The organism is Paenibacillus sp. 22594, from assembly GCF_052044425.1.
Taxonomy (GTDB): domain Bacteria; phylum Bacillota; class Bacilli; order Paenibacillales; family Paenibacillaceae; genus Paenibacillus_AQ.
Genome location: NZ_JBQENA010000011.1, coordinates 98,033 through 118,662 on the forward strand (window position 1 = coordinate 98,033; position 20,630 = coordinate 118,662).

General features: G+C 51.2%; 16 protein-coding genes. 14 read left to right on the forward strand and 2 right to left on the reverse strand.

Translation table 11 applies throughout. From position 1 onward, the window contains the following. Positions 1–162 precede the first annotated feature (162 nt). The 10 genes from ACTJKB_RS26565 (at position 163) to ACTJKB_RS26610 (ending at position 13,389) form a co-directional block, all read left to right on the forward strand. Positions 163–1,857 carry a methyl-accepting chemotaxis protein gene (locus tag ACTJKB_RS26565; RefSeq protein ID WP_440837342.1) on the forward strand — a complete coding sequence of 565 codons (1,695 nt, stop codon included), beginning with the start codon at positions 163–165 and terminating at the stop codon, positions 1,855–1,857. 268 nt (positions 1,858–2,125) lie between these two features. Then, positions 2,126–3,187 (forward strand): HAD family hydrolase, encoded by a 1,062-nt coding sequence (locus ACTJKB_RS26570; RefSeq protein WP_440837343.1) that lies wholly within the window; start codon positions 2,126–2,128, stop codon positions 3,185–3,187. A gap of 104 nt (positions 3,188–3,291) precedes the next feature. Then, positions 3,292–4,254, forward strand: coding sequence for a TetR/AcrR family transcriptional regulator (locus ACTJKB_RS26575; RefSeq protein ID WP_440837344.1), 963 nt, complete (start codon positions 3,292–3,294; stop codon positions 4,252–4,254). Between the two features lie 143 nt (positions 4,255–4,397). After that, positions 4,398–4,841 (forward strand): flavodoxin domain-containing protein, encoded by a 444-nt coding sequence (locus ACTJKB_RS26580; protein ID WP_440837345.1) that lies wholly within the window; start codon positions 4,398–4,400, stop codon positions 4,839–4,841. A 210-nt stretch (positions 4,842–5,051) separates the two neighbouring features. Next, on the forward strand, positions 5,052–5,972 hold the full coding sequence (gene cysK / locus ACTJKB_RS26585; RefSeq protein WP_440837346.1) for a cysteine synthase A: 921 nt from the start codon (positions 5,052–5,054) through the stop codon (positions 5,970–5,972). 30 nt (positions 5,973–6,002) lie between these two features. Then, a complete protein-coding gene (locus ACTJKB_RS26590; protein WP_440837347.1) occupies positions 6,003–6,944 on the forward strand; it encodes a hypothetical protein in 942 nt (313 codons plus the stop codon). A gap of 243 nt (positions 6,945–7,187) precedes the next feature. After that, entirely contained in the window at positions 7,188–7,985 is a 798-nt protein-coding gene (locus tag ACTJKB_RS26595; protein WP_440837348.1) for a sensor histidine kinase, read from the forward strand. Beyond that, positions 7,982–8,647, forward strand: a complete 666-nt coding sequence (locus ACTJKB_RS26600; protein ID WP_440837349.1) for a response regulator — start codon at positions 7,982–7,984, stop codon at positions 8,645–8,647. Before ACTJKB_RS26595 ends, ACTJKB_RS26600 begins: the two co-directional genes overlap by 4 nt. A gap of 46 nt (positions 8,648–8,693) precedes the next feature. Then, positions 8,694–9,353 (forward strand): DUF1775 domain-containing protein, encoded by a 660-nt coding sequence (locus ACTJKB_RS26605; protein ID WP_440837350.1) that lies wholly within the window; start codon positions 8,694–8,696, stop codon positions 9,351–9,353. Positions 9,354–9,720: 367 nt separating this feature from the next. After that, positions 9,721–13,389: a X2-like carbohydrate binding domain-containing protein gene (locus tag ACTJKB_RS26610; RefSeq protein WP_440837351.1), complete on the forward strand. Its 3,669-nt coding sequence runs from the start codon at positions 9,721–9,723 to the stop codon at positions 13,387–13,389. 176 nt (positions 13,390–13,565) lie between these two features. On the opposite strand, the gene ACTJKB_RS26615 is transcribed toward ACTJKB_RS26610, so the two are convergent. Beyond that, positions 13,566–14,306, reverse strand: a complete 741-nt coding sequence (locus tag ACTJKB_RS26615) for an SDR family NAD(P)-dependent oxidoreductase (protein ID WP_440837352.1) — start codon at positions 14,304–14,306, stop codon at positions 13,566–13,568. Positions 14,307–14,448: 142 nt separating this feature from the next. Here ACTJKB_RS26615 and ACTJKB_RS26620 point away from each other — a divergent pair, with 142 nt between their 5' ends. The 4 genes from ACTJKB_RS26620 (at position 14,449) to ACTJKB_RS26635 (ending at position 19,737) form a co-directional block, all read left to right on the forward strand. Next, positions 14,449–15,342: a LysR family transcriptional regulator gene (locus ACTJKB_RS26620; protein ID WP_440837409.1), complete on the forward strand. Its 894-nt coding sequence runs from the start codon at positions 14,449–14,451 to the stop codon at positions 15,340–15,342. Positions 15,343–15,379: 37 nt separating this feature from the next. After that, on the forward strand, positions 15,380–16,072 hold the full coding sequence (locus ACTJKB_RS26625; RefSeq protein WP_440837353.1) for an SAM-dependent methyltransferase: 693 nt from the start codon (positions 15,380–15,382) through the stop codon (positions 16,070–16,072). A gap of 602 nt (positions 16,073–16,674) precedes the next feature. Beyond that, complete coding sequence (locus tag ACTJKB_RS26630; protein ID WP_440837354.1) at positions 16,675–17,298, forward strand: hypothetical protein; 624 nt, start codon at positions 16,675–16,677, stop codon at positions 17,296–17,298. A 249-nt stretch (positions 17,299–17,547) separates the two neighbouring features. Then, a complete protein-coding gene (locus ACTJKB_RS26635) occupies positions 17,548–19,737 on the forward strand; it encodes an alpha-galactosidase (protein ID WP_440837355.1) in 2,190 nt (729 codons plus the stop codon). Positions 19,738–19,818: 81 nt separating this feature from the next. Here ACTJKB_RS26635 and ACTJKB_RS26640 read toward each other — a convergent pair whose 3' ends face one another. Further along, on the reverse strand, positions 19,819–20,436 hold the full coding sequence (locus ACTJKB_RS26640; protein WP_440837356.1) for a nitroreductase family protein: 618 nt from the start codon (positions 20,434–20,436) through the stop codon (positions 19,819–19,821). Between the last annotated feature and the right edge of the window lie 194 nt (positions 20,437–20,630).

Below are 20,630 nucleotides of genomic sequence, written 5' to 3' on the forward strand. Positions count from 1 at the left end.
CAGTTTCATTTAAGCTTGGAGAAGTAGGATGGACGTATCAGGAAATACTTAACTTCAGTATAAGGAAGGAGAGCAGAGAGACAGTCATAACGATTAAGCCTTACATAACGGATCCCCATTGCAGCCAACCCAAAAATACATACAGATACGGGAGGAATACTTATGTTCACCAAAATACGCGCCAAAATATTGATTGGCTTTGCCGCAGTCATTCTTGTGTTTCTTATCGCTATCGCCGGCAATACCTTCTTTCAAAGCAAGGTCAGCATGCTTACGGATCAGATTAACCGCAATTACAGCAAGCTGTCGCTGGTGCAGGGGCTGACGGACAAAATCCGCACAGCCGACGGGCTGGCAGCAAGGTATGTGATGAGTAACACGGATGAGGAACGGAAGACATACTTGACCAGCTATGAAGCTCAGATTCCTGAAATTACAGCGGCGGTTAAGGAACTCCAGGTCACCGGGCTTAGCGAGGCGGAGCAATCCGGAATTACCAACCTGCAGAACGAATGGACTAATTATCTGACGGTGCTGGAAAGTGCCTTCGCACAAGCGAAGGAGGGAAATTTCCCTGTTGCCCAAAAAGCGTTCACCACGCTCTCCCTGGATCAAATTATTGATTCCCAGCTGGTGCTTCAGAATGTACTGACCGAAGAAATCAAGAAGAAACAGAGCGAGGCCGACAATCATCGCGGCTTCGCGATGGACGTCAGCCTGGGTATGACAGGATTGTCAGTGCTGCTGGCCGCAGTAATTGCACTGCTCTTGTCGGAGCGGATCCTCAAGCCGCTCCGCAGTGTCAACGTTCAACTGCAGGAAATAGCTGAGGGCGATGCGGACCTGACCCGTAAGCTCTCGGTACGGAGCAAGGATGAAATTGGGGAGCTGGCGATGAACTTCAACAAGATGACGGATAATCTGGCAGTAATGATTGGGCAGGTGACAGAATCGGCAAGCGGATTAACAGCCTCCTCCATAAAACTTACCTCCGACAGTGGAAAGACAGCCGAGGCTACAGAGAAGATCGCCGGTATTATGGGCGAGGTAGCCTCCGGTAATGACCGCCAGATGAATGATCTGCAGACCAATATGACCACGATTGTAGAGATGTCCATTGGCATTCAGCAGATCGCCTCCAGTGTGCAGGATATTTCTGAAGCTTCGATCCGTTCAAGCGAATATGCCGTTGCCGGTGATGAATCCCTGCAGGCGGCAGTTCAGCAAATGGCTTCAATCAACCGTTCCATCCAGACTTTGTCCGGGCAGGTGCTGAGCTTTGTGGGCCGTTCGAGCGAGATCGCCAGCATTGTCGATGTTATCAAAGGCATTGCCTCGCAGACCAATATGCTGGCACTGAACGCAACGATTGAAGCGGCACGAGCCGGAGAGCAGGGGCGTGGGTTCGCCGTGGTCGCGGATCAGGTCCGCAAGTTGGCTGAGCAGTCCGGTGAATCAGCCAATCTCATTGCCTTGATGGCAGCCGGCATTCAATCCGATGCCGACGATGCGGTGAAGATCATGAAGAATAGCATGAGCGAGGTGCAGGGAGGGACGGCGGTTATTGAAGAAGCCGGCAGATCCTTCGGAGAGATCCGCATTTCTATCGATTCCCTGGCTGGCCAGGTGCAGGAAGTTTCCGGAGCGGTGGAAGAAATTACAGCAGCTACAGAAGAAATTGTGGAGTCTATCCGCACTGTAGTCCAAATCTCTGAGACTACTGCGGCGAGCACCCAGCAGGTGTCCGCCGCTTCGCAGGAACAGATGGCATCGGTAGAACAAATCGCCTCCTCCGCAAGTGTCCTGAACTCAATGGCTCAAGGGCTGCAAGGATTGGTCGCCCGGTTCAATGTATAACATCTATGTATCACAATTCCACAGCTTTTTCAGCAAAGCTTTATCTTCTGTTCATATAGATTTAAGCTTCAGAGGTTATAGTCATCCTATGACCCCCCTTATAATAGACCTTGGCTCTGCCGGAGATGGCGGGGCTCTTTTTTTGTCTGGAAGGTACCGGATTAACCATTCCCATATTTCGGTGACATGATGATTCATGGCGGGACAGAATGGATTAAGATATTAAGACATGGACGGGTTTATCCTGGCCTTACAGGAGGAATGAAGTATGGAAGCGTTTACTCAAGAGATAACAGCTTTAAGCCGGTCGTTATCCGTACAGCAGCAGCGGATCGTTACAGATGCGCTCTCCAGTTATTTTGGGAAACCGCTGAGCTTGACGCCGCAAGCATTGGCTGTGCTGGAGCATCATGAGCTCCAAATCATCCATGATACGGTTAACGGACTTGTTCTTACGAATCATGCGGTGCAGGATAGCCATCACGGCAGATGGGGTTCATCAGGGGATGATGTTACCAGGAAGGTCAGCTTTGGACGGATAGAGAATCATAGGATACGCCAGGATGGGGCGGTACCTTTTTCTGTAGATACATCGGATAATTGGCTGGACCACAAAGGTATACGATGTGTGTTCTTCGATGTGGATGATACCCTGTACAGCCAGTTTGACTTGACCTGCTGTGCACTGAAGGAGGTGCTCACGCTTCCGGAGCACTTTCCGTACATCGATGCCTACCGGCGAATAGGTTATTATAGCGGGAAATTGTCAGCAGAGGGAGATCTGCTGCAGGCTTCACCACAAGGGGAACGGGCCTCCCGGATGAGGGAAGAGCGTTTTATACAGGGGTTGGCTGAGTTCGGCATACCTATTAGCCGGGAACAGGGAACTCGAATACAGCAAGCATATAGCCGCCTACAGGGGGAAATGCGCCTCTCCACGGGGGCTGGTGAGCTGCTGGCCTCCCTGAATGAAATTGGAATGACGGTAGGCATCATTACGAATGGCAATGAAGAGCATCAACAGGGCAAGCTGCGGACACTCGGGTTGAACCGCTATGTCCCTGAAGAACGAATAATGATTTCCAGCACGGTAGGCTTCTCGAAGCCCGACCCGCGTATTTTTCAATTAGTTAATACCCGTACAGGGATGAAGGCCCAAGACTCACTCTACATTGGGGATTCGTGGCCAAAGGATATCGCCGGAGCAAGCGCGGCAGGATGGCATACGATCTGGTTCAATCCTTTGCAGGCTATGCCAGGGAATGGAAATAGGCCTGAAGCCATTGTCAGTACATTTGCAGAACTTCGAGAGCTGCTGGGACTACATTAATATCTTCAGAATACCCAAGAATCGTAATATTCCACATACTATTCGCAGGAAGCAGGAGAACAGACAACTCGCTAGTTAGCAGATTACTCAAACAGAGGAGGGACGTGAAATCCGCCGACGGTATCAATATGACTAACGGCAATACGAACAATCTCGGCTCCAATAATGAAGCCCGGGCTACGGGCGACGACCGCTTTGCACTGTTCTCGGCCTCGAAGGTCTTCCAGGGCTATGTCGGTTCTTCGCCTCAGTTCCCGGTAGCCGATACGATCTTCACGAACATTACCATTTCCGGTACGCAAAAGAGCGGAGACGCTTTTGGCGCCAAGTCGGGTGCAGGCATCTGGGTCAACGAGGCGGTTGTTGCCTGCCACCTGACAACGCCCCTATCTCCAGGCCCCCAGCTTGAAAATGAGAGATTGCTATGCTACAATTCGAATGAATATATTTATATTCATTCAGAATCTTGGGGGTTTACAACCATGGAAGACAAAAAAATGGAGATTTTTAATCGCGGAAAAGAGCTGTTCAGCTCCAAAGGCTTCAAGGATACCAATGTGTCCGACATTACGAAACTGGCCGGGGTGGCAGTGGGCACCTTTTACAATTATTACGCCTCGAAAGAGAAACTTTTCATAGAGATCTATCTAAAAGAAAATGAGAAGCTGAAGCAGAGCATCATGGAGACGGTGAACCCGGATGATGAGCCTGTGAAATTGTTGAAGGAAGTTATGGCTCTGAATTACAGCGGCATGATCTCGAATCCGATTTTGAAGGAATGGTACAACCGGGAGCTTTTCAGCAAGCTGGAGAAGGAATTTTATGAAAAAGGCGGCATCGAGAGCATTGATGAATTCACGAACAGTGGTACGCTCGAGCTGATTAGGAAGTGGAAGGCAGAAGGCAAAATAAGAGCAGATCTGGACGACGATCTGATACACGCGCTGCTCAGTGCCATTCCTTATATCGATATCCACAAAGAGGAGATTGGTATACAGCATTTTCCGCATATCCTGGATTATTTTGTCGAGTTCGTGATGAAAGGTCTGACCGATGTGCCGAAATAAATGAAATGAATACGGGTGAGAAGATGAACCATGCGTGTGAATGCAGCTCAAGCTTCATGCGCATTATTTTTTTCTATAAATGAATGAATTTATTTAAGTTCATTCATATTATATGATATATGATTGAAGAGAGAGGTGCACTTATGAAAACATTGATTATCTACAAGTCGGTCCACAGAAAGAATACGGAAAAGCTGGCAAAGGTGATGGCAGAGGTTATGAACGCAGATGTGGCGAAGGTGGAGGATGTCCGGCCGGAGGTGCTGGAAGGTTATGATCTGATCGGTTTTGGTTCAGGGATTTATGCATCCAAGCTTCATAACAAGCTATTCAAATTCATCCGGAAAATGCCTGCCACAGACAAGAAAGTATTTATTTTTTGCACATCCGGGTCCGGCGAATTTAAAAAGAAACAGCTGATCACAGAAAAGCTTGAGTTGAAGGGCTGCACCATCGTAGCAGAGTTCAACTGCTCTGGTGAGTTCAGTCCGCTCGGATTCAATCTGGATAAAAAAGGACATCCCGATGAGAACGATTTGATACGTGCGCGGCAGTTTGCACAGGGTCTTGTGGACTTGCAGCAATGAAGCAGTAACTTCTAGCGGAAGAGTGCAATCTGACTTTGCAGTGCATTCCGGCGGGAAGCCTGATGCAAGCCATAATATATCTATCCGTACCCCAAGGGAAGTATAAAAATATTCCGTTCCTCTGAAGCCTTGCTCCAGGCAATCGACAAGAGCTGCCTTACAGCGCTACAATGGGGTGATAAATAGCACAAGTAATGAGGAGGCTTATCCATGTCATCCCGAGTAGTCAACAATATTTCGGAACTGATCGGCGATACGCCGGTGGTCCGCTTGAACCGTCTGACCGGACCTCAGGATGCCGAGCTGTACGTGAAGCTGGAAATGTTCAACCCGAGCGGCAGCGTGAAAGACCGGGCAGCCTATAATCTGATTCTTCAGGCCGAGCTTGCCGGAAGCTTGAAGCCGGGCGGAACGATTATCGAGCCGACGAGCGGAAATACCGGCATCGGATTGGCAATGAACGCCGCGGCCAAAGGCTACAAAGCCATACTCGTAATGCCGGATAATATGACGAAGGAACGGATCAATATTCTAAAAGCATACGGAGCGGAAGTTGTTCTGACTCCTGCAGCGGACCGGATGCCGGGAGCTATTGCCAAGGCACTGGAGCTGGGTAAGGAAATCGCGGACAGCTTCATTCCGCAGCAGTTCGAGAACAAAGCGAATCCTGATATTCACCGGACCACAACGGCCCCGGAGATTATGGCGCAAATGGATGGACGGCTTGATGTGTTCGTAGCTACCTCAGGGACGGGAGGTACGATTACAGGCACCGGAGAGGTGCTGCGCCAGCAGCTGCCGGATATCCGCATTGTTGTAGTGGAGCCTCAGGGCTCGCCGGTGCTCTCCGGCGGAACGCCCGGACCGCATAAGCTGGTGGGAACCAGCCCGGGGTTCGTACCTGCAATTCTGAATACCGGGGTTTATGATGAAATTGTCCAGGTCTCCGATGAGGATGCACTGGAAATGGTCAGACGCCTGGCCAGCACAGAGGGAATCCTAATAGGGCCTTCCGGTGGAGCGGCTGTATGGACGGCGCTGCAGGAAGCACGGCGGCTGGGGAGCGGCAAACGGGTGCTGTGCATTGCTCCCGACACAGGTGAACGTTACCTGAGCATGGGTATATTTTAACTAAATATGACGGGTCTGGGAGGTACTTCAATGCTGAAGCGGCTTGGGATTGCTGTAATGGTCTTTCTGCTGATCACCGGATGCTCTTTGCAGGAAGCGGACTCTACGGACGGGCGTAATCCGGGGACGTCACCAGCAGCCTCGGCAAAACAGAGCGATCCGCCAGTGCCGCCATCACCAGCGGCAACTCTGGATCCCGCGAGTCTGAACGCAAGCTTCGGGTTTGCAGACCGTACAGGCAAGCACATCCTGGCGGCATGGGAAAATGACAGCAAGCTGGCGGAAATGAAATCGCTAAATATGGCTGTTGGTCAGGGCGGTCAGTTACTCACCGTGAGATTTGAGAAGTGGCAGCGTGGCACCGCAAACAGCAACGGCAGAGATCTGGCGAATAATTTTGCCAATCTGTCAGGATATGTTTTTACTGTTGAGGAAGGCAGTGCCGCATCAGATGAAACCTACTACTTGGCAGATTCTGCTGTATTTGCTCCCGGGTCGCTGCTTAAGGTAGAGCCGGCAGGAGACAAGCCGCAGCAGCTGGGAGCCGATCATCCGGTGCGGAAGGAAATCTTGGCGCGTAAGCAGCGGAAGATTCAATCGATCTGGAAATTGGCAGACCTGTCAGCCTCGTCAGACCCGTCCGGAGAGCTGCATTTGTATCTGGTTCAGTTCACTAGACAGGATAAGAATATGCTCTTTAGTCTGGTTCTGCAAAAGAATGCAGAGCTCAGCTTCGCGGACTATCCTGCTGTCATCCAGGAAGATGATTATTCAGTCTGGCGCGTCGATGATGGAGGCGAAATCCTCCCGGAGATGTTCTCACTGCTCTTTGCGGCAAGGACAGCAACCGGTGTGGCACTTGGTATCAACTGGTGGGGAGCGGAAGGTGTGAATTCGTTTTTCCTTCTTCAGCAGGGCACAGACCTGAAGGAAATGGATGTGCGGTATAGCCGGTACACTTCGCCTTTGTAGACCACTCAGTAACAGTAAACGGCGGATTGAATGGATAATATACGGAATGAACGGATGTGGTGCGAGCCGCATCTGTTTTTATGGAATTTTAAATACTTATTTTTGTAACATTTACAGCCTGGTCATAGCCCTAAAGAGTCATGCCCGGGTTAGCGGGAGAATGCTAATGTAATCCTTAAGAATGGGGAGGGGACAGCAACGTATACAAGAATTAAGCTGCTTATTCTACTGCTGCCAACCGTCATGGTCGGCATTTGGGAGATTGTACGCCATCAGTTCCTGATGCCTTATCTCTCCATGAACATGGGCAATTACTTAACCCCTGTACTAGTGTTCCTGTTCAGTATAGTCCTGCTGTTACCGCTGTTCTCCCTCATGGAAAAGAATGTACGGGAGCTGGAACAGGAACGTATGCTTAAGACGGCTATGGAGGCCCGGGAGGCGCTGGCGAAAGAGCTGCATGACGGGATGGCACAGTCTTTATTCTTGCTGTCGGTACGGATTGACCGCCTGGAACAGAAGCAGGAGCGGGGCGAGATGAACGGGGAAACGATTGGACAGCTGAAAAAAACCGTACATGAGGTCAACCGCTATGTCCGGCAGGCTATATCCAATCTGAAGGTCCCGATTACGGGTCCGCAGGCGTCTCTACTTATGCTGTCGGTACAGGAGCAACTCGCGCAGATTGCCCGTGAGGTTTCAATTGACGTAACCTTGGACTGGGATCTGGGGGAGGAAATCTTCAGTCCTTCTGAACAAGCAGAGCTGCTCTCCTGTATCCGTGAGGCAATGATTAACGTACGCAAGCATACCCGGGCGGGCAAGGTTGCGATTTCCGGCCGGGCGGATGAGCAGGGCTGGCGGGTTGCAGTCTCCGATGATGGTGCCGGAATCCGGCATGAGGACCCTTTTGCCGTAAGCGGCAGCTACGGGCTGCAGATCATGAAGGAACGTGCGGAAGGCATGGGCTGGACGCTTACGCTGAAATCCGGGGATTCCGGGACCATAGTAGAGATTGCGAAAAGGGGGACCTCCGTATGAACCGCTGCCGGGTGCTTGTTGTGGATGATCATGCTCATGCCCGTGAGGCGATGTGTGAGATTATGGCGATGGATGAGCGCTTTGAGGTCATCGGTGCCGTGGGGAGCGGTGCTGAGGCGATAGAGTGGACCGGACAGTGGATGCCCGATCTGATCCTGATCGATATTCAGATGCCGGAAATGGATGGTTTGGAGACCACACGGCGGATCAAACTGGAATATCCCTATGTCAAAATCGTAATCGTAACCGTTTCCGACGAAATCTCCTTTTTATTCGAAGCGCTGAAGCAAGGGGCACAAGGGTATCTGCTGAAAAATCTGGCCCCGTCCACCTGGATCGAATATCTGCTGGCGATTGTCAGTGAGGAGGTTCCGCTGAGCCGGGAGCTGGCTTTTCAAATTCTGAAGGAATTTGCTGTCACTTCCGTCAAGGAGGAGCGGGAGGCATTGACGGCGCGGGAGAAGGAAATACTGGGCTGTGTCTCCTCCGGTTCCACGAATAAGGAAATCGCAGCAACACTTGGAATTTCGGAGCATACGGTTAAAAACCATCTCAAAAACATCCTCCAGAAGCTGCAGCTGCAGAACCGTACACAGCTGACACGGTATGCCCTGGAACAGGGACTGGCTTCACGTGAACGGGATTTCCCCAAGAAAAAATAGAACGAACCGGAAGATTCAGTGAATTCATGAAAAGGGGACCTTTAATTTGAATAAACTTTTCCGTAAAATCGCAGTTTTAGCTGCACCCTCGGCCGCAGCCCTGATGTTGTTCGCAGCAGCTGCCAGTGCGCATGTGACCGTGGCTCCGGCAGAATCAACCACAGGTGCATGGGAGACATATACTCTGAAAGTGCCTTCAGAAAAAGAGGCCGCCACTGTACAGATCGACCTGCGCATTCCCCAAGGGGCGGAATTCAAACAGTACGAGGCTGTACCGGGTTGGAAAGTAACGATTGACGGCAATAAAATCAGCTGGACATCAACCGGAGCAGGGATAGAGGCCGGGCAGTTTCAGCGCTTTTACTTCACGGCCAAGAATCCGGATACCACAGGCGAAATCGCCTGGGATGCCTACCAGCATTATGCCGACGGCAGCCTGGTCCAGTGGTCCGGTGATGAAGGAACGGATACCCCTCATGCCATCACCGAGATTGTGCAAGCAGCATCAGGGAGCAGCAGCCATTCTCACGGTTCGGCCAATATGGACAAGGGTACCAAGGATTCAATGAGCATGGATGAGCACAATGCGATTATGGAGGATCAGAATTCAACGTCTAGCGTTTCCCCGCTGCTGTACATTGCACTGGGCATTTCTCTGCTGTCTTTTTTGCTGGCGGCAATTGGGCTGCTGCGGGGACGGGCATAGCGTCAAGCGGGTACACATGACAAGAGACCTGGCAACGTTGGTCCTAAAGCTATTCCTTTGCTGTAGAGCTATATTTGCAGCAAGGAATAGCTTTTTTTAAAGGCGGAACTGCTTTATCCTTATATACTTAATATGTAATTATTAGTGGGAAAATGGTACAAAAACAGACGACAATTTTCCCGCAAAATCAACCATTTTCCATATCATATTATAATATTTACCAATTATAATGTAAGCGTTATCAGATGTACATGCTGCTGTTTGCCGGATCAGATCGGGGATCAGGAAGGAGGGGCAAGGAAACGAGGAAAGCCCAAGAACCACAAGGAATGGACTGGGGAAAATCAAATCATAGGAGGCGTAAATTGTGACACGTAAACGTATCCGAAAACTGGGCCTGGTTGTGCTGCTGGCTGCTATGACAAGCTCGTTATTCACCGCCTTTCCAGCGATTACCCGTGCAGCGGCAAGTGAAGCCTACAGCTGGAAGAGTGTTGTCACCGGCGCGGGCGGAGGTTTTGTGCCCGGCATTATTTTTAATCAGAGTGAACCGAATTTAATCTATGCACGCACCGATATCGGCGGTGCATACCGCTGGAATCAGGCTACTGGCAGCTGGGTATCCATCAGTGATGCAGTAGGCTGGGTAGACTGGAACAAGAACGGTGTGGATGCGCTCGCCACGGACCCCATTAATCCGGACAAGGTATATATGGCTACAGGCACCTATACCAACAGTTGGGATGATAACGGGCAGATTATGCGCTCCAGTGACCGGGGGAATACCTGGCAGTCTACTCCGCTGCCGTTTAAGGTTGGGGGCAATATGCCCGGCCGGTCCGCAGGGGAGCGGCTGGTTATCGACCCCAACAAGAACAGCATTCTCTTTTTTGGAGCACGCAGCGGCAACGGATTATGGAAGAGTATAGACTCGGGGGTAACCTGGTCGAAGGTAAGCTCCTTCCCGAATGTGGGCACCTATATTCAGAATCCGACACTGGATTACGGCAATGATCTGGTCGGACTATCCTGGATTACTTTTGATAAAAGCACCGGCACACTAGGCAGCGCCACTCCAACAATCTATGTCGGTGTTGCCGATACTGCTAGCAGTATCTACCGCAGTACCGACGGTGGAGCAACGTGGACGGCAGTTCCCGGACAGCCAACCGGCTTCCTGCCTCATCATGGGGTGCTGTCATCCACAGGAGATCTTTACATCACTTACAGTAATGGTGTCGGCCCTTATGATGGAAGCAAGGGCGAAGTGTGGAAGCTGAACACCACCAGCGGAGCCTGGACCAATATCAGCCCAAGCACCGGAACGGATAACTGGTATGGCTTCGGCGGATTGGCTGTTGACGCCCAGCACCCGAACACCGTTATGGTTTCAAGTCTGAATGCATGGTGGCCGGATGAGGTGATTTTCCGCAGTACGAACGGCGGTGCTACCTGGAGCCGGATCTGGGACTGGGGCAGCTATCCTGAGCGTACGTATAAATTCGCTATGGACATTACCGCAGCACCTTGGCTTGATCATGGCGTCACCAACCCTACTTCCATTGATCCATCACCGAAGCTCGGCTGGATGATGGGGGATCTGGAGATTGACCCTTTCAACTCGAATCGTATGATGTACGGGACCGGAGCCACCATCTACGGAACGAACAATTTGGGCTCCTGGGATACCGGGGGCAAAGTTAATATTTCAGTGATGGCCAAAGGAGTGGAAGAAACGGCAGTCCTTGGCCTTATCAGCCCTCCATCGGGAACCGCCCACCTGATTACGGCGCTTGGCGACGTTTCCGGATTCCGCTATGAAGATGTAACCCAGGCACCCGTCAAGTTCCAGACCAGCCCATCCTGGGCAACAACAACAGGCATTGATTATGCGGAGCTGAGCCCTGCCTATGTTGTGCGTGTAGGAGGTGCTGATAAGGAGAAGTCTCCGAGCATGAAGTCGATTGGGATCTCCAATGACGGCGGTGTCAACTGGTATATGCCAAATGGCGAGCCTTCGAACGGAACCAAGACTACTGCAGGACAAGGACAGGTTGCGGTATCGGCTAACGGTAATTCCATCTTGTGGAGCACCTCGGATATCGGAGTCTACTATTCCAAAACTACAGGCAACTCCTGGACCGCAAGCACCGGCGTTCCGGCAGGCGCCAAAGTGGCATCTGATCGGGTGAACCCGAACAAATTCTATGCGTTCTATGCCGGAACCTTCTATATCAGTACAGATGGCGGAGCTACCTTCAGCGCTACTGCGGCAGCAGGGTTCCCAACTAATAACGTAGCTGGTCTCCAGCCGAATCAGGCACAGATCAGTATGAAAGCCATGCCCGGCATCGAAGGTGATATCTGGTTTGCCGGCGGCAATGCAGTTGAGGGCAAATATGGTATATGGCACTCTACGAATTCAGGTACAAGCTTCACCAAGCTGCCGAATGTTGAGGAAGGCGATCTGATCGGCTTCGGCATGGCCGCACCGGGCCAGAGCTACATGGCCCTCTATACGGTAGCCAAAATCGATGGCGTCAGAGGTGTCTTCCGTTCCGATGATGCCGGTGCATCATGGGTACGGATTAATGATGACGCCCATCAATATGCCAAAATCAACATGGCAATTACCGGCGACCCCAGAGTATATGGCCGTGTCTATCTTGGGACGAACGGCAGAGGCACACTTTATGCGGATCCGGTAAATCCTCCAGTTGCCAGCGCATCGATTACACCAACGAGCGCCAGTTTTGATAAGAAGACTGCAAACCAGGCCGATATCCCAGTCACATTGACACTGAACGGCACTACATTTAGCTCCATTAAGAACGGTGCGGCAACCCTAACAGCTGGAACGGATTACAGTGTAAGCGGGTCAACGGTAACGATTAAGAAGGCTTATCTGGCTGCCCAGGCAGTGGGCACTACCCAGCTAACGTTCAATTTTAGTGCGGGTGCTGCAAAAATGCTGACCGTAGCCGTCGTTGATACAACTGGAACGGCCAATTCGGTGATTACACCGGTCACCGCGGGCTTTGACAAGAAAACAGCGAATCAGGCAGATATTCCAGTCACACTGACACTGAATGGCAACAGCCTTAGCTCGATCAAGAACGGTTCTGCCACCCTGGTGTCCGGAATGGATTATACACTGGGCGGGACAACCGTAACGATCAAGAAGGAGTATCTGGCAGCACAGGCAGTGGGCACGACTACGCTGAGTTTCAACTTTAGCGCCGGTGCTTCGCAATCGCTGGCTGTGACTATTGCAGATACGACCGTCGCAGCCAATTCGGCCATTGCTCCGGTGAGCGCCAGCTTCGATAAGAAAGCTGGGAACCAGGCGGATGTTCCGGTCACACTGACACTGAATGGCAACAGCCTCAGCTCGATCAAGAATGGTACGACTGCCCTGGTGTCCGGAACGGATTATACACTGGGCGGGACAACCGTGACGATCAAGAAAGAGTATCTGGCAGCACAGGCGGTGGGCACGACTACGCTCAGCTTCAATTTCAGTGCCGGAGCTGCGCAATCACTGGCCGTAAGTGTCGTGGATACAACAGCCCCAGCAGCCGGAGCACTTAAAGTACAGATGTATAATGGTGCAACAGCAGCGTCGGTGCAATCCCTCAATCCAAAGTTTAAGCTGGTCAATACAGGGACTAGCAGTATTTCCCTGTCAGATGTGAAATTAAGATACTATTACACCATTGACGGTGAGCAGACACAGAACTTCTTCTGTGACTGGTCCCAGGTCGGCAGTGCGAATGTGACAGGCAACTTTGTTAAAATGCCGTCTGCCAAGACAGGCGCAGACTACTACCTGGAGATTGGATTTACCAGCGCAGCAGGATCTCTGGCGGCTGGGGCAAGCATTGACATCCAGATGCAGGCTGTAAAATCGAACTGGAGCACCTATACGCAGACAGGGGACTACTCCTTCAATGGGGCGGGTACCAATTATGCAGACTGGACCAAAACTCCGGCCTATCTTTCCGGCAACCTGGTGTGGGGAATTGAACCTTCGTAACTCACCCGCATACCTGAATTAGAAGAGGTTTATCTGAAAGGGTTATAGCTGGGAAAAGGAGCAGAGCAGTGATCATCCCGTTATCGGAGGATCACTGCTCTGCGTTTTTGATCATTGACGGCTTTTGCTCACAGCTTTACTTCACACGAAGTACTCATGCTGACTCTGCTTCGTATTTACAATGTCTGTCCGCTGTCCACTGTAATAATCTGCCCGGTCATGGCTTCCTGCTCCAGAGCGGCGCAGATGAACCCGGCGATATCCTCCGGTTCGGCAATCCGCTGGAGCAGCAGATTCGGCGCGAGCTGGCGCATTTGTTCTTCCCGCCCAGTCCACCATCGGGTAGCGACTGCCCCCGGCGCTACACAGTTGACCCGAACGTACGGAGAGAGCGCGCGGGCCAGAGATCGGGTTAGCCCATGAATAGCCGCTTTCGATACAGCATAGGGAAGGGAGGAGCCGGCTCCTGTATTCCCCGCAATGCTGCCGAGGTTGACAATGGCTCCCTGCTTGGACTTTTTCATATATACCGCCGCTGCTCTAGCGCAGAAAAACATACCCTTGACGTTGACATCATACAGTTCATCCCACACCTCTTCCGTGGCCGCTTCCAGATCGTCCATAGGGATGTGCCTGGTGATGCCCGCGTTATTCACAAGCAAGTCGATGGTTCCGAAGGTTTCGGCGATCTGCTGAGCCATATTCCGTACCTCTGCATCCCGGGCTACATTTGCTTGAACCGCAAGGGCCTTTCCGCCTTTTTCAATGATCCTTTGAACCGTTTCCAGGGCTTCCGCTTCCGAGCGGGAGTAATTGACGGCGACTATGGCTCCGCGTGCAGCCAGTTCGAGGCTTGTCGCTCGGCCAATCCCCGTCCCTCCACCTGTAACCAGTGCGACTTTTCCTGACAATTCCATTCGTATTCACTCCTTGATTGTGTTTTTAGCCTTATTAGCAGTTTATACAACACGTTCGATTTTGTATAATTGAATGAATTGAAGGATGAGTTCAATTTGGTTGAATTAATGCGTAGGCTTGAGGTGAAGGGAGGGAATGAAGCTGGATCTGAAAACTCTAAAAACCTTTCAAGCAATCGTCCAGAGCGGGAGCTTCAACCGGGCGGCGGAAGAGCTGAATTATGCCCAATCTACGGTCACGATGCAAATTCAGAAGCTGGAGTCGGATCTGGGTGTTCAATTGCTGGAACGAGGCAAAGGTATTACACTCACCGAAGCAGGACGGTTGTTCCATGAACAAAGCCTCAGAATTGTAAAGGATATGGAACGGCTCCAGAGCAGCATCACGGATTTGAAGTCAGGTGAAGCGGGGAATGTCCGCATCGGTGCTGCTGATCCGACAGCGAGCTACCGTTTGCCTGTCATCCTGCAGAAATTCATGACACGGTTTCCCAAAATGGAGCTGTCCGTGGATATCTCCGGTTCAGGTGCGCTTTGTAACCGGCTCCTGAGCGGGGAGCTGGATGTTGTGCTCTGTTCCGCTCCGGAGCTGGGGAAGGAGCTGCATTTTGAACCGCTGTTTACAGAAGCATTTGTGCTGTTAATGCCGGAAGGCCATCCGCTGGCTTCCGCACCCGTCATTACTGCAGATCATCTGCGCGGCCACCGCCTGCTGATTACAGCACCTACATGCCCCTACCGCAAAAAACTGGAGAGCGTGCTGAGGGAATCTGCCGGACCGCCGCTGAATACGATGGAAATCGGCAGCATGTCTGCACTGAAGTTCTATGTGCAGAGTGGTCTCGGAATTGCGCTTGTACCCGAGGTTACTCTCGACCCTGTACCTCCCGGAACTGTGTTTCGAAGGCTGGAGGGCAAAGCTGTGGACATGACCTGCGGCATCATTTGCCGGATCGGTGATTATCCCTTGAAACCGGCCATCCGCAGCTTGTATGATTTCATCAGGCAGGAACTGGCGGTGCTGCCGGGCATTTAGCCGGGGATAGGAACCAGGAAAGGTGAGCTGAGCGGAGATGAGCAGAAACAAACTGGATTTGGAGCGTATTGTTTTTATTGGCCGCACGTTTGAGGAGTATTTACGGATGTTCGATCTTCAGCGTGAGGAGCTGATTGGAAGGAGTATTTTGGACTGCCCGGCGGGAGCCTGCTCTTTTACTGCCGGGGCAAACAAGCTTGGTGCGGCATCAGTTGCCGCAGACATTGCGTATGATTATTCCGCTGAAGTGCTGAGGGACAAAGGGCTGAGAGATATTGATCACACCGTTCAGCAGCTGAGTAAGGTCAAGGACAGCTTTGTGTGGGAAGAGTTCGCTTCAGTGCAGGAATTACAGCAGGCAAGGACGTCAGCCTTAACGATCAGTACCCTGGACCGGCAACAATTTGGTGAAAGGTATGTTCCGGTCGAGCTGCCGATGCTTCCGTTTGCCGACCAGACCTTTGATCTTACATTGTCCGCACATTTTCTGTTTATGTACGGGGACCGGCTGGACTATGATTTCCATCTCAGGACCATTGAGGAATTGATGAGAGTTACGAAGTCGGAGATTCGGATCTTTCCGCTGGTGGACTTATCCTGCCAAAGATACAAGGAGCTGGAGAGACTGCTCTGTGCGGTTAAGGACCAAGGCTGGACTGCTGAAGAGAGGTTGGTCCCTTATGAATTTCAGAGGGGAGCGGACTCTATGCTACGGCTGCTGCGTGCTTAAGCGGACCCGCACAGTACCCCCTGGATTTATTTAGGTGGACCTAAAACCAGAACACACATAAACCCCTACTATTGATTTGCATCAATAATAGGGGTTTATGGTGTAGATACTATACCCATGTTATTCTCAGACTCCTTATCCTATCCTTGTTCTCAGCCGGGTAGAAATCGTCCGAGGCGGCATTCAATTTGCCTATCCTGCTTATGATTCTTCTCTTATTCATCCGCTGGCTAACGATTGGTTTCATGGTTCAATGTTTGAGCTTTAAGAAGCTCATACCCTTTCGTCCCGGGATGGATTGAAAGTTTCAGCAACAGGATCAAAGATATAGTCTCAATCTCAGGGAGTACATCTGCCAAAGATTATATTCGGAGAGAATGTTTCTGCCCTCCGGCTTCCTTTCAGCAGTGTATGGTTCCTTGAGTTGATACCTGAATTATACCGTCATTTCCCGGATTCGTAAAAAGGCGAAACCTTTAAATTTGGGGCTGTTTTGAAAAACAATCTAATGTAAGCGCTATTATACTCCAGTATCCTTAGTTTCTTGAGGTATAATTAATTATACTTAAGCTTGCGGAGATTTAAGGGAAGGATGACCAACGATGAAGCTGTTTCAGGTCAAAACGGAGCCGCTGGGTGTGGAGCGGGTTCAGGAGTTTTTAGAGGACAATTATGTATGCATCGGTTATACCGGTGTGGGGGATTTGGCGAATGCAGGCAAGGAGGAGATGCGTAAGCGTCTGGTTCTTACCGGGACTCCGGAAGGAGCTGAGCTGGATGCCGCGCTGGATAATCTTCAAATCTTCGTTCACGACATGCAGGATGGGGATTATGTGCTGATAACGGATGAAGAGTGGGCTTATCTGGGGGATCTGGGCGATTATTTTTATGCGGATACATTCGATTCGGCTGAAGATGGGCGATGCCACAGACGGGGAGTAACCTGGCTAAAAAGCGTACCCCTTGTGATGCTTCATCACGCGCTGAGAGAGTGGTTAACGGGGGAGGCGGTTATTTCGCAATACACAGGGACGCTGCCCGGCGCCAGGCTTGATTTATGGATCACAGAGTCAACAACAGAAAGTCTAGTCAGCGCAAAAACAGCAGGAAAAGTTGACGATGAGCTGGTTGCCGAGGCTCTCGCTGTATTGAAGGCTGCTTTGCAGAGTGAGGACGCGGAGCGGAGGGAACGGGCGGCAATCGCCATCCTGCAGTATGCAAAATGATCGCTGGCACTAATGAATTTAAAAAGATTTCATAGTATACTAAGATAGCGCTAACAAAATTTAGTCTATGCTTGCAGGACAAGCCAGTTTCATTGAGGATTCATAGGTATTTTGCTAACAAACATGAAATGCATGCTGTTGAATTGAGTTTTTCGCGAAAATAGAATGCTAACAAATTCAGGCCGATGCTTCCGGTGCCAGTTAGAATAATTACTGCGAAGCCTCGCCCGCCAATTTTAGGAGGATCAGATGGGAATTCAATTTCATTCGGGGGAACGTATATTTCATATTCAGAGCCGTGCAACCAGCTATGTTCTCCAGCTCCTGCCAACAGGAGTTCCGGTTCATGTCTATTGGGGGAGAGCTATCCGGGCAACCGCGCTATCTTCTATCCTGCAGCGGACGGAGCGCTGCTCCTTCTCGCCAAGCCCCTATCCTGAAGATATGTCAATCTCCTTTGACACGATTTCGCAGGAATATCCGTCTTATGGTGTTGGGGATTTCAGGCATCCAGCCTATCAGATTCAGGCACCTGACGGAACGACAGCCTCCGAGGCTGTGTACGATACCCATCGGATTTATCGCGGCAAACCTGCACTTGAAGGCCTCCCCGCGACTTATTCCGAGCATGAGGATGAAGCGGAGACTCTGGAGCTGGAGCTGCTTGATGCGTTAGCCGGGCTGCGGATCATCCTTAGTTACACTGTATTTAATGAATTGAATGCGATTACGCGTTCAGTTCGTTTCGTAAATGAAGGTACAGGTGAGCTGAAGCTGCTCCGCGGACTCAGCATGAGCGTAGACCTGCGCGATTCCAGCTACGATCTTCTGCACTTGTCAGGCTCATGGGCAAGAGAACGCTACGTAGAACGCCGGCCGCTCGCTTCCGGAATGCAAGGAGTGGAGAGCCGCAGAGGGGCAAGCAGCCATGCCCATAACCCTTTCATGGCCCTTCTTTCCAAGGGGGCAGATGAGGATCATGGAGAGGTATATGGCGTCAGTCTGGTTTACAGCGGCAGTTTTACCGCTCAGGCTGAGGTTGAGCCGTATAAGACAACCCGCTTGTCAATGGGCATCAATCCCTTTGATTTCAACTGGCTGCTTGAGCCGGGAGAATCCTTCCAGACTCCTGAGGCAGTGCTTGTCTTCTCTGCTGCTGGCCTTGGCGCAATGTCCAGAACCTATCATAAGCTGTATCGTACGCGGCTGGCCCGCGGCACCTTCCGTGACCGTACGCGTCCTGTGCTTGTCAATAACTGGGAGGCTACATATTTCGATTTCACTGCCGGTAAGATTGAAGATATCGCCCGTGCTGGCAGTGAGCTGGGCATGGAGCTGTTCGTCCTGGATGACGGCTGGTTCGGCCACCGGGACAATGACCGCAGCTCACTTGGGGACTGGGTGGTTGATCCGAACAAGCTGCCCGAGGGTTTGGAGGATCTGGCGCGGCGGGTGAATAAGCTCGATATGCAGTTTGGCCTGTGGTTTGAACCGGAGATGATTTCGCCGGACAGTGAGCTGTACCGGCAGCATCCCGATTGGTGTCTGCATGTACAGGACCGCCGCAGAACGCTGGCCCGTACGCAGCTGGTTCTGGACTTCTCACGCGAGGATGTCTGTCAGGCGATCGGTGACCGGATTGCTGCTGTGCTGCGGTCAGCACCAATCACCTATGTCAAATGGGATATGAACCGCAATATGACTGAAATCGGATCTGCACAGCTGCCGCCGGAAAGACAACGGGAAACGGCGCACCGCTATATGCTTGGGCTATATAGTGTTCTAGAACGGATCACCTCGGAATTCCCGGATGTTCTGTTTGAGAGCTGCTCTGGAGGCGGGGGCCGTTTCGATCCAGGGATGCTCTTTTACATGCCACAGACCTGGACGAGTGACAATACCGATGCAGTCAGCCGGCTCAAAATCCAGTATGGTACAAGTATTGTCTACCCGCTGAGCGCTATGGGCAGTCATGTGTCTGCGGTTCCGAACCATCAGGTTCAGCGCAATACATCTCTGGAACTCCGTGGCCATGTGGCCATGTCAGGCAATTTTGGCTATGAGCTGGATTTGACGAAGTTTACGGAAGAAGAAAAGGCGGCGGTAAAAGCACAGGTGGCGCTGTACAAAGAACTGCGTCCGCTTGTTCAGTTTGGGGAGCAATACCGGCTCCTGAGCCCCTTTGAAGGGAATGAGACAGCGTGGCTGATTGCGGCAGAAGATCAGTCAGAGGCTGTAGTGGTCTATGTCCGTACACTGGCTGAGCCTAATGATAAGCTGTATTACCTGAGGCTTAAGGGTCTTGATCCTAATGCGGATTATGAATGGCTGGAAGGCGGCGGTGTATACGGAGGCGATCATCTGATGTATGCGGGATTGCCGCTGCCTGCATTGCATGGTGATTTTCAAAGTATCCTGTGGCGTTTCCGCAGAGTGTAGAGCTAAGTGATTACTGCTGTTTAAGCAAAAGAGCCATCTGGGCTGCGTCCCGGATGGCTCTGTTTTTGCTGCGTGCATCACTCAAAAAAACTCTACAAACTCATTTACCGGCTTGCGGTAGCCGCGGGGTCTGATCTTGTGCTTGTTGTCCTTACCGATGGTAATAAGCATGACCGGTACCAAATTCTCAGGCAGGCTCAGGGTTGCCGCGAGGGCTTCAGAATCGAAACCGATCATCGGGCAGGTATCCCAGCCCTTGTCCTTGGCAATCAGCATGAACTGCATCGCGGACAGGGAGGCATTGCGGATCGCTTCATCGCGCTGAAAAGCGTCATTTCCAATGTAGGCGCCATTGATGGCTTCAATGGTGCCGTCAAATTCTTCCGCGCTCATAGCTCCCAGCATTTTCAGGCCGCTATAGATTTCCGGTGCCTGCAGATACGCATTCTTGTCTCCAAGCACGACGATGACGGCTGAAGCTGTGTGGATTTTATATTGGCCATAGGCTGCTTCACGGACTTTTTCTTTCAGCTCTTCATTGGCAACCACCTTATAATGCGCATGCTGCAAATTATAGGCTGAAGGGGCAAGACGGGCCAGCGAGAACATTTCCTCCAGCTCGCCCTGGGGAATCTCGATGCCCTCTACGAAGTTATTTGCTGATCTCCGTGCTTGAACCAATTCTGAAAAAGTACTCATGTTCATTCCTCCATTGTGTATGTAGTGGTTAATAATTATTAATAGCTGATATTAATAAATGAACTTACTATTAGTTACTTGCTAAACATATCACGGCATTTTACCTTCGTCAATGACTAAATGTAACGCTGCACTAAATTTTTTTACAAAAATGAGGGATATATCGAAATCCGAAGAAAAGAAGTGATTTTAAT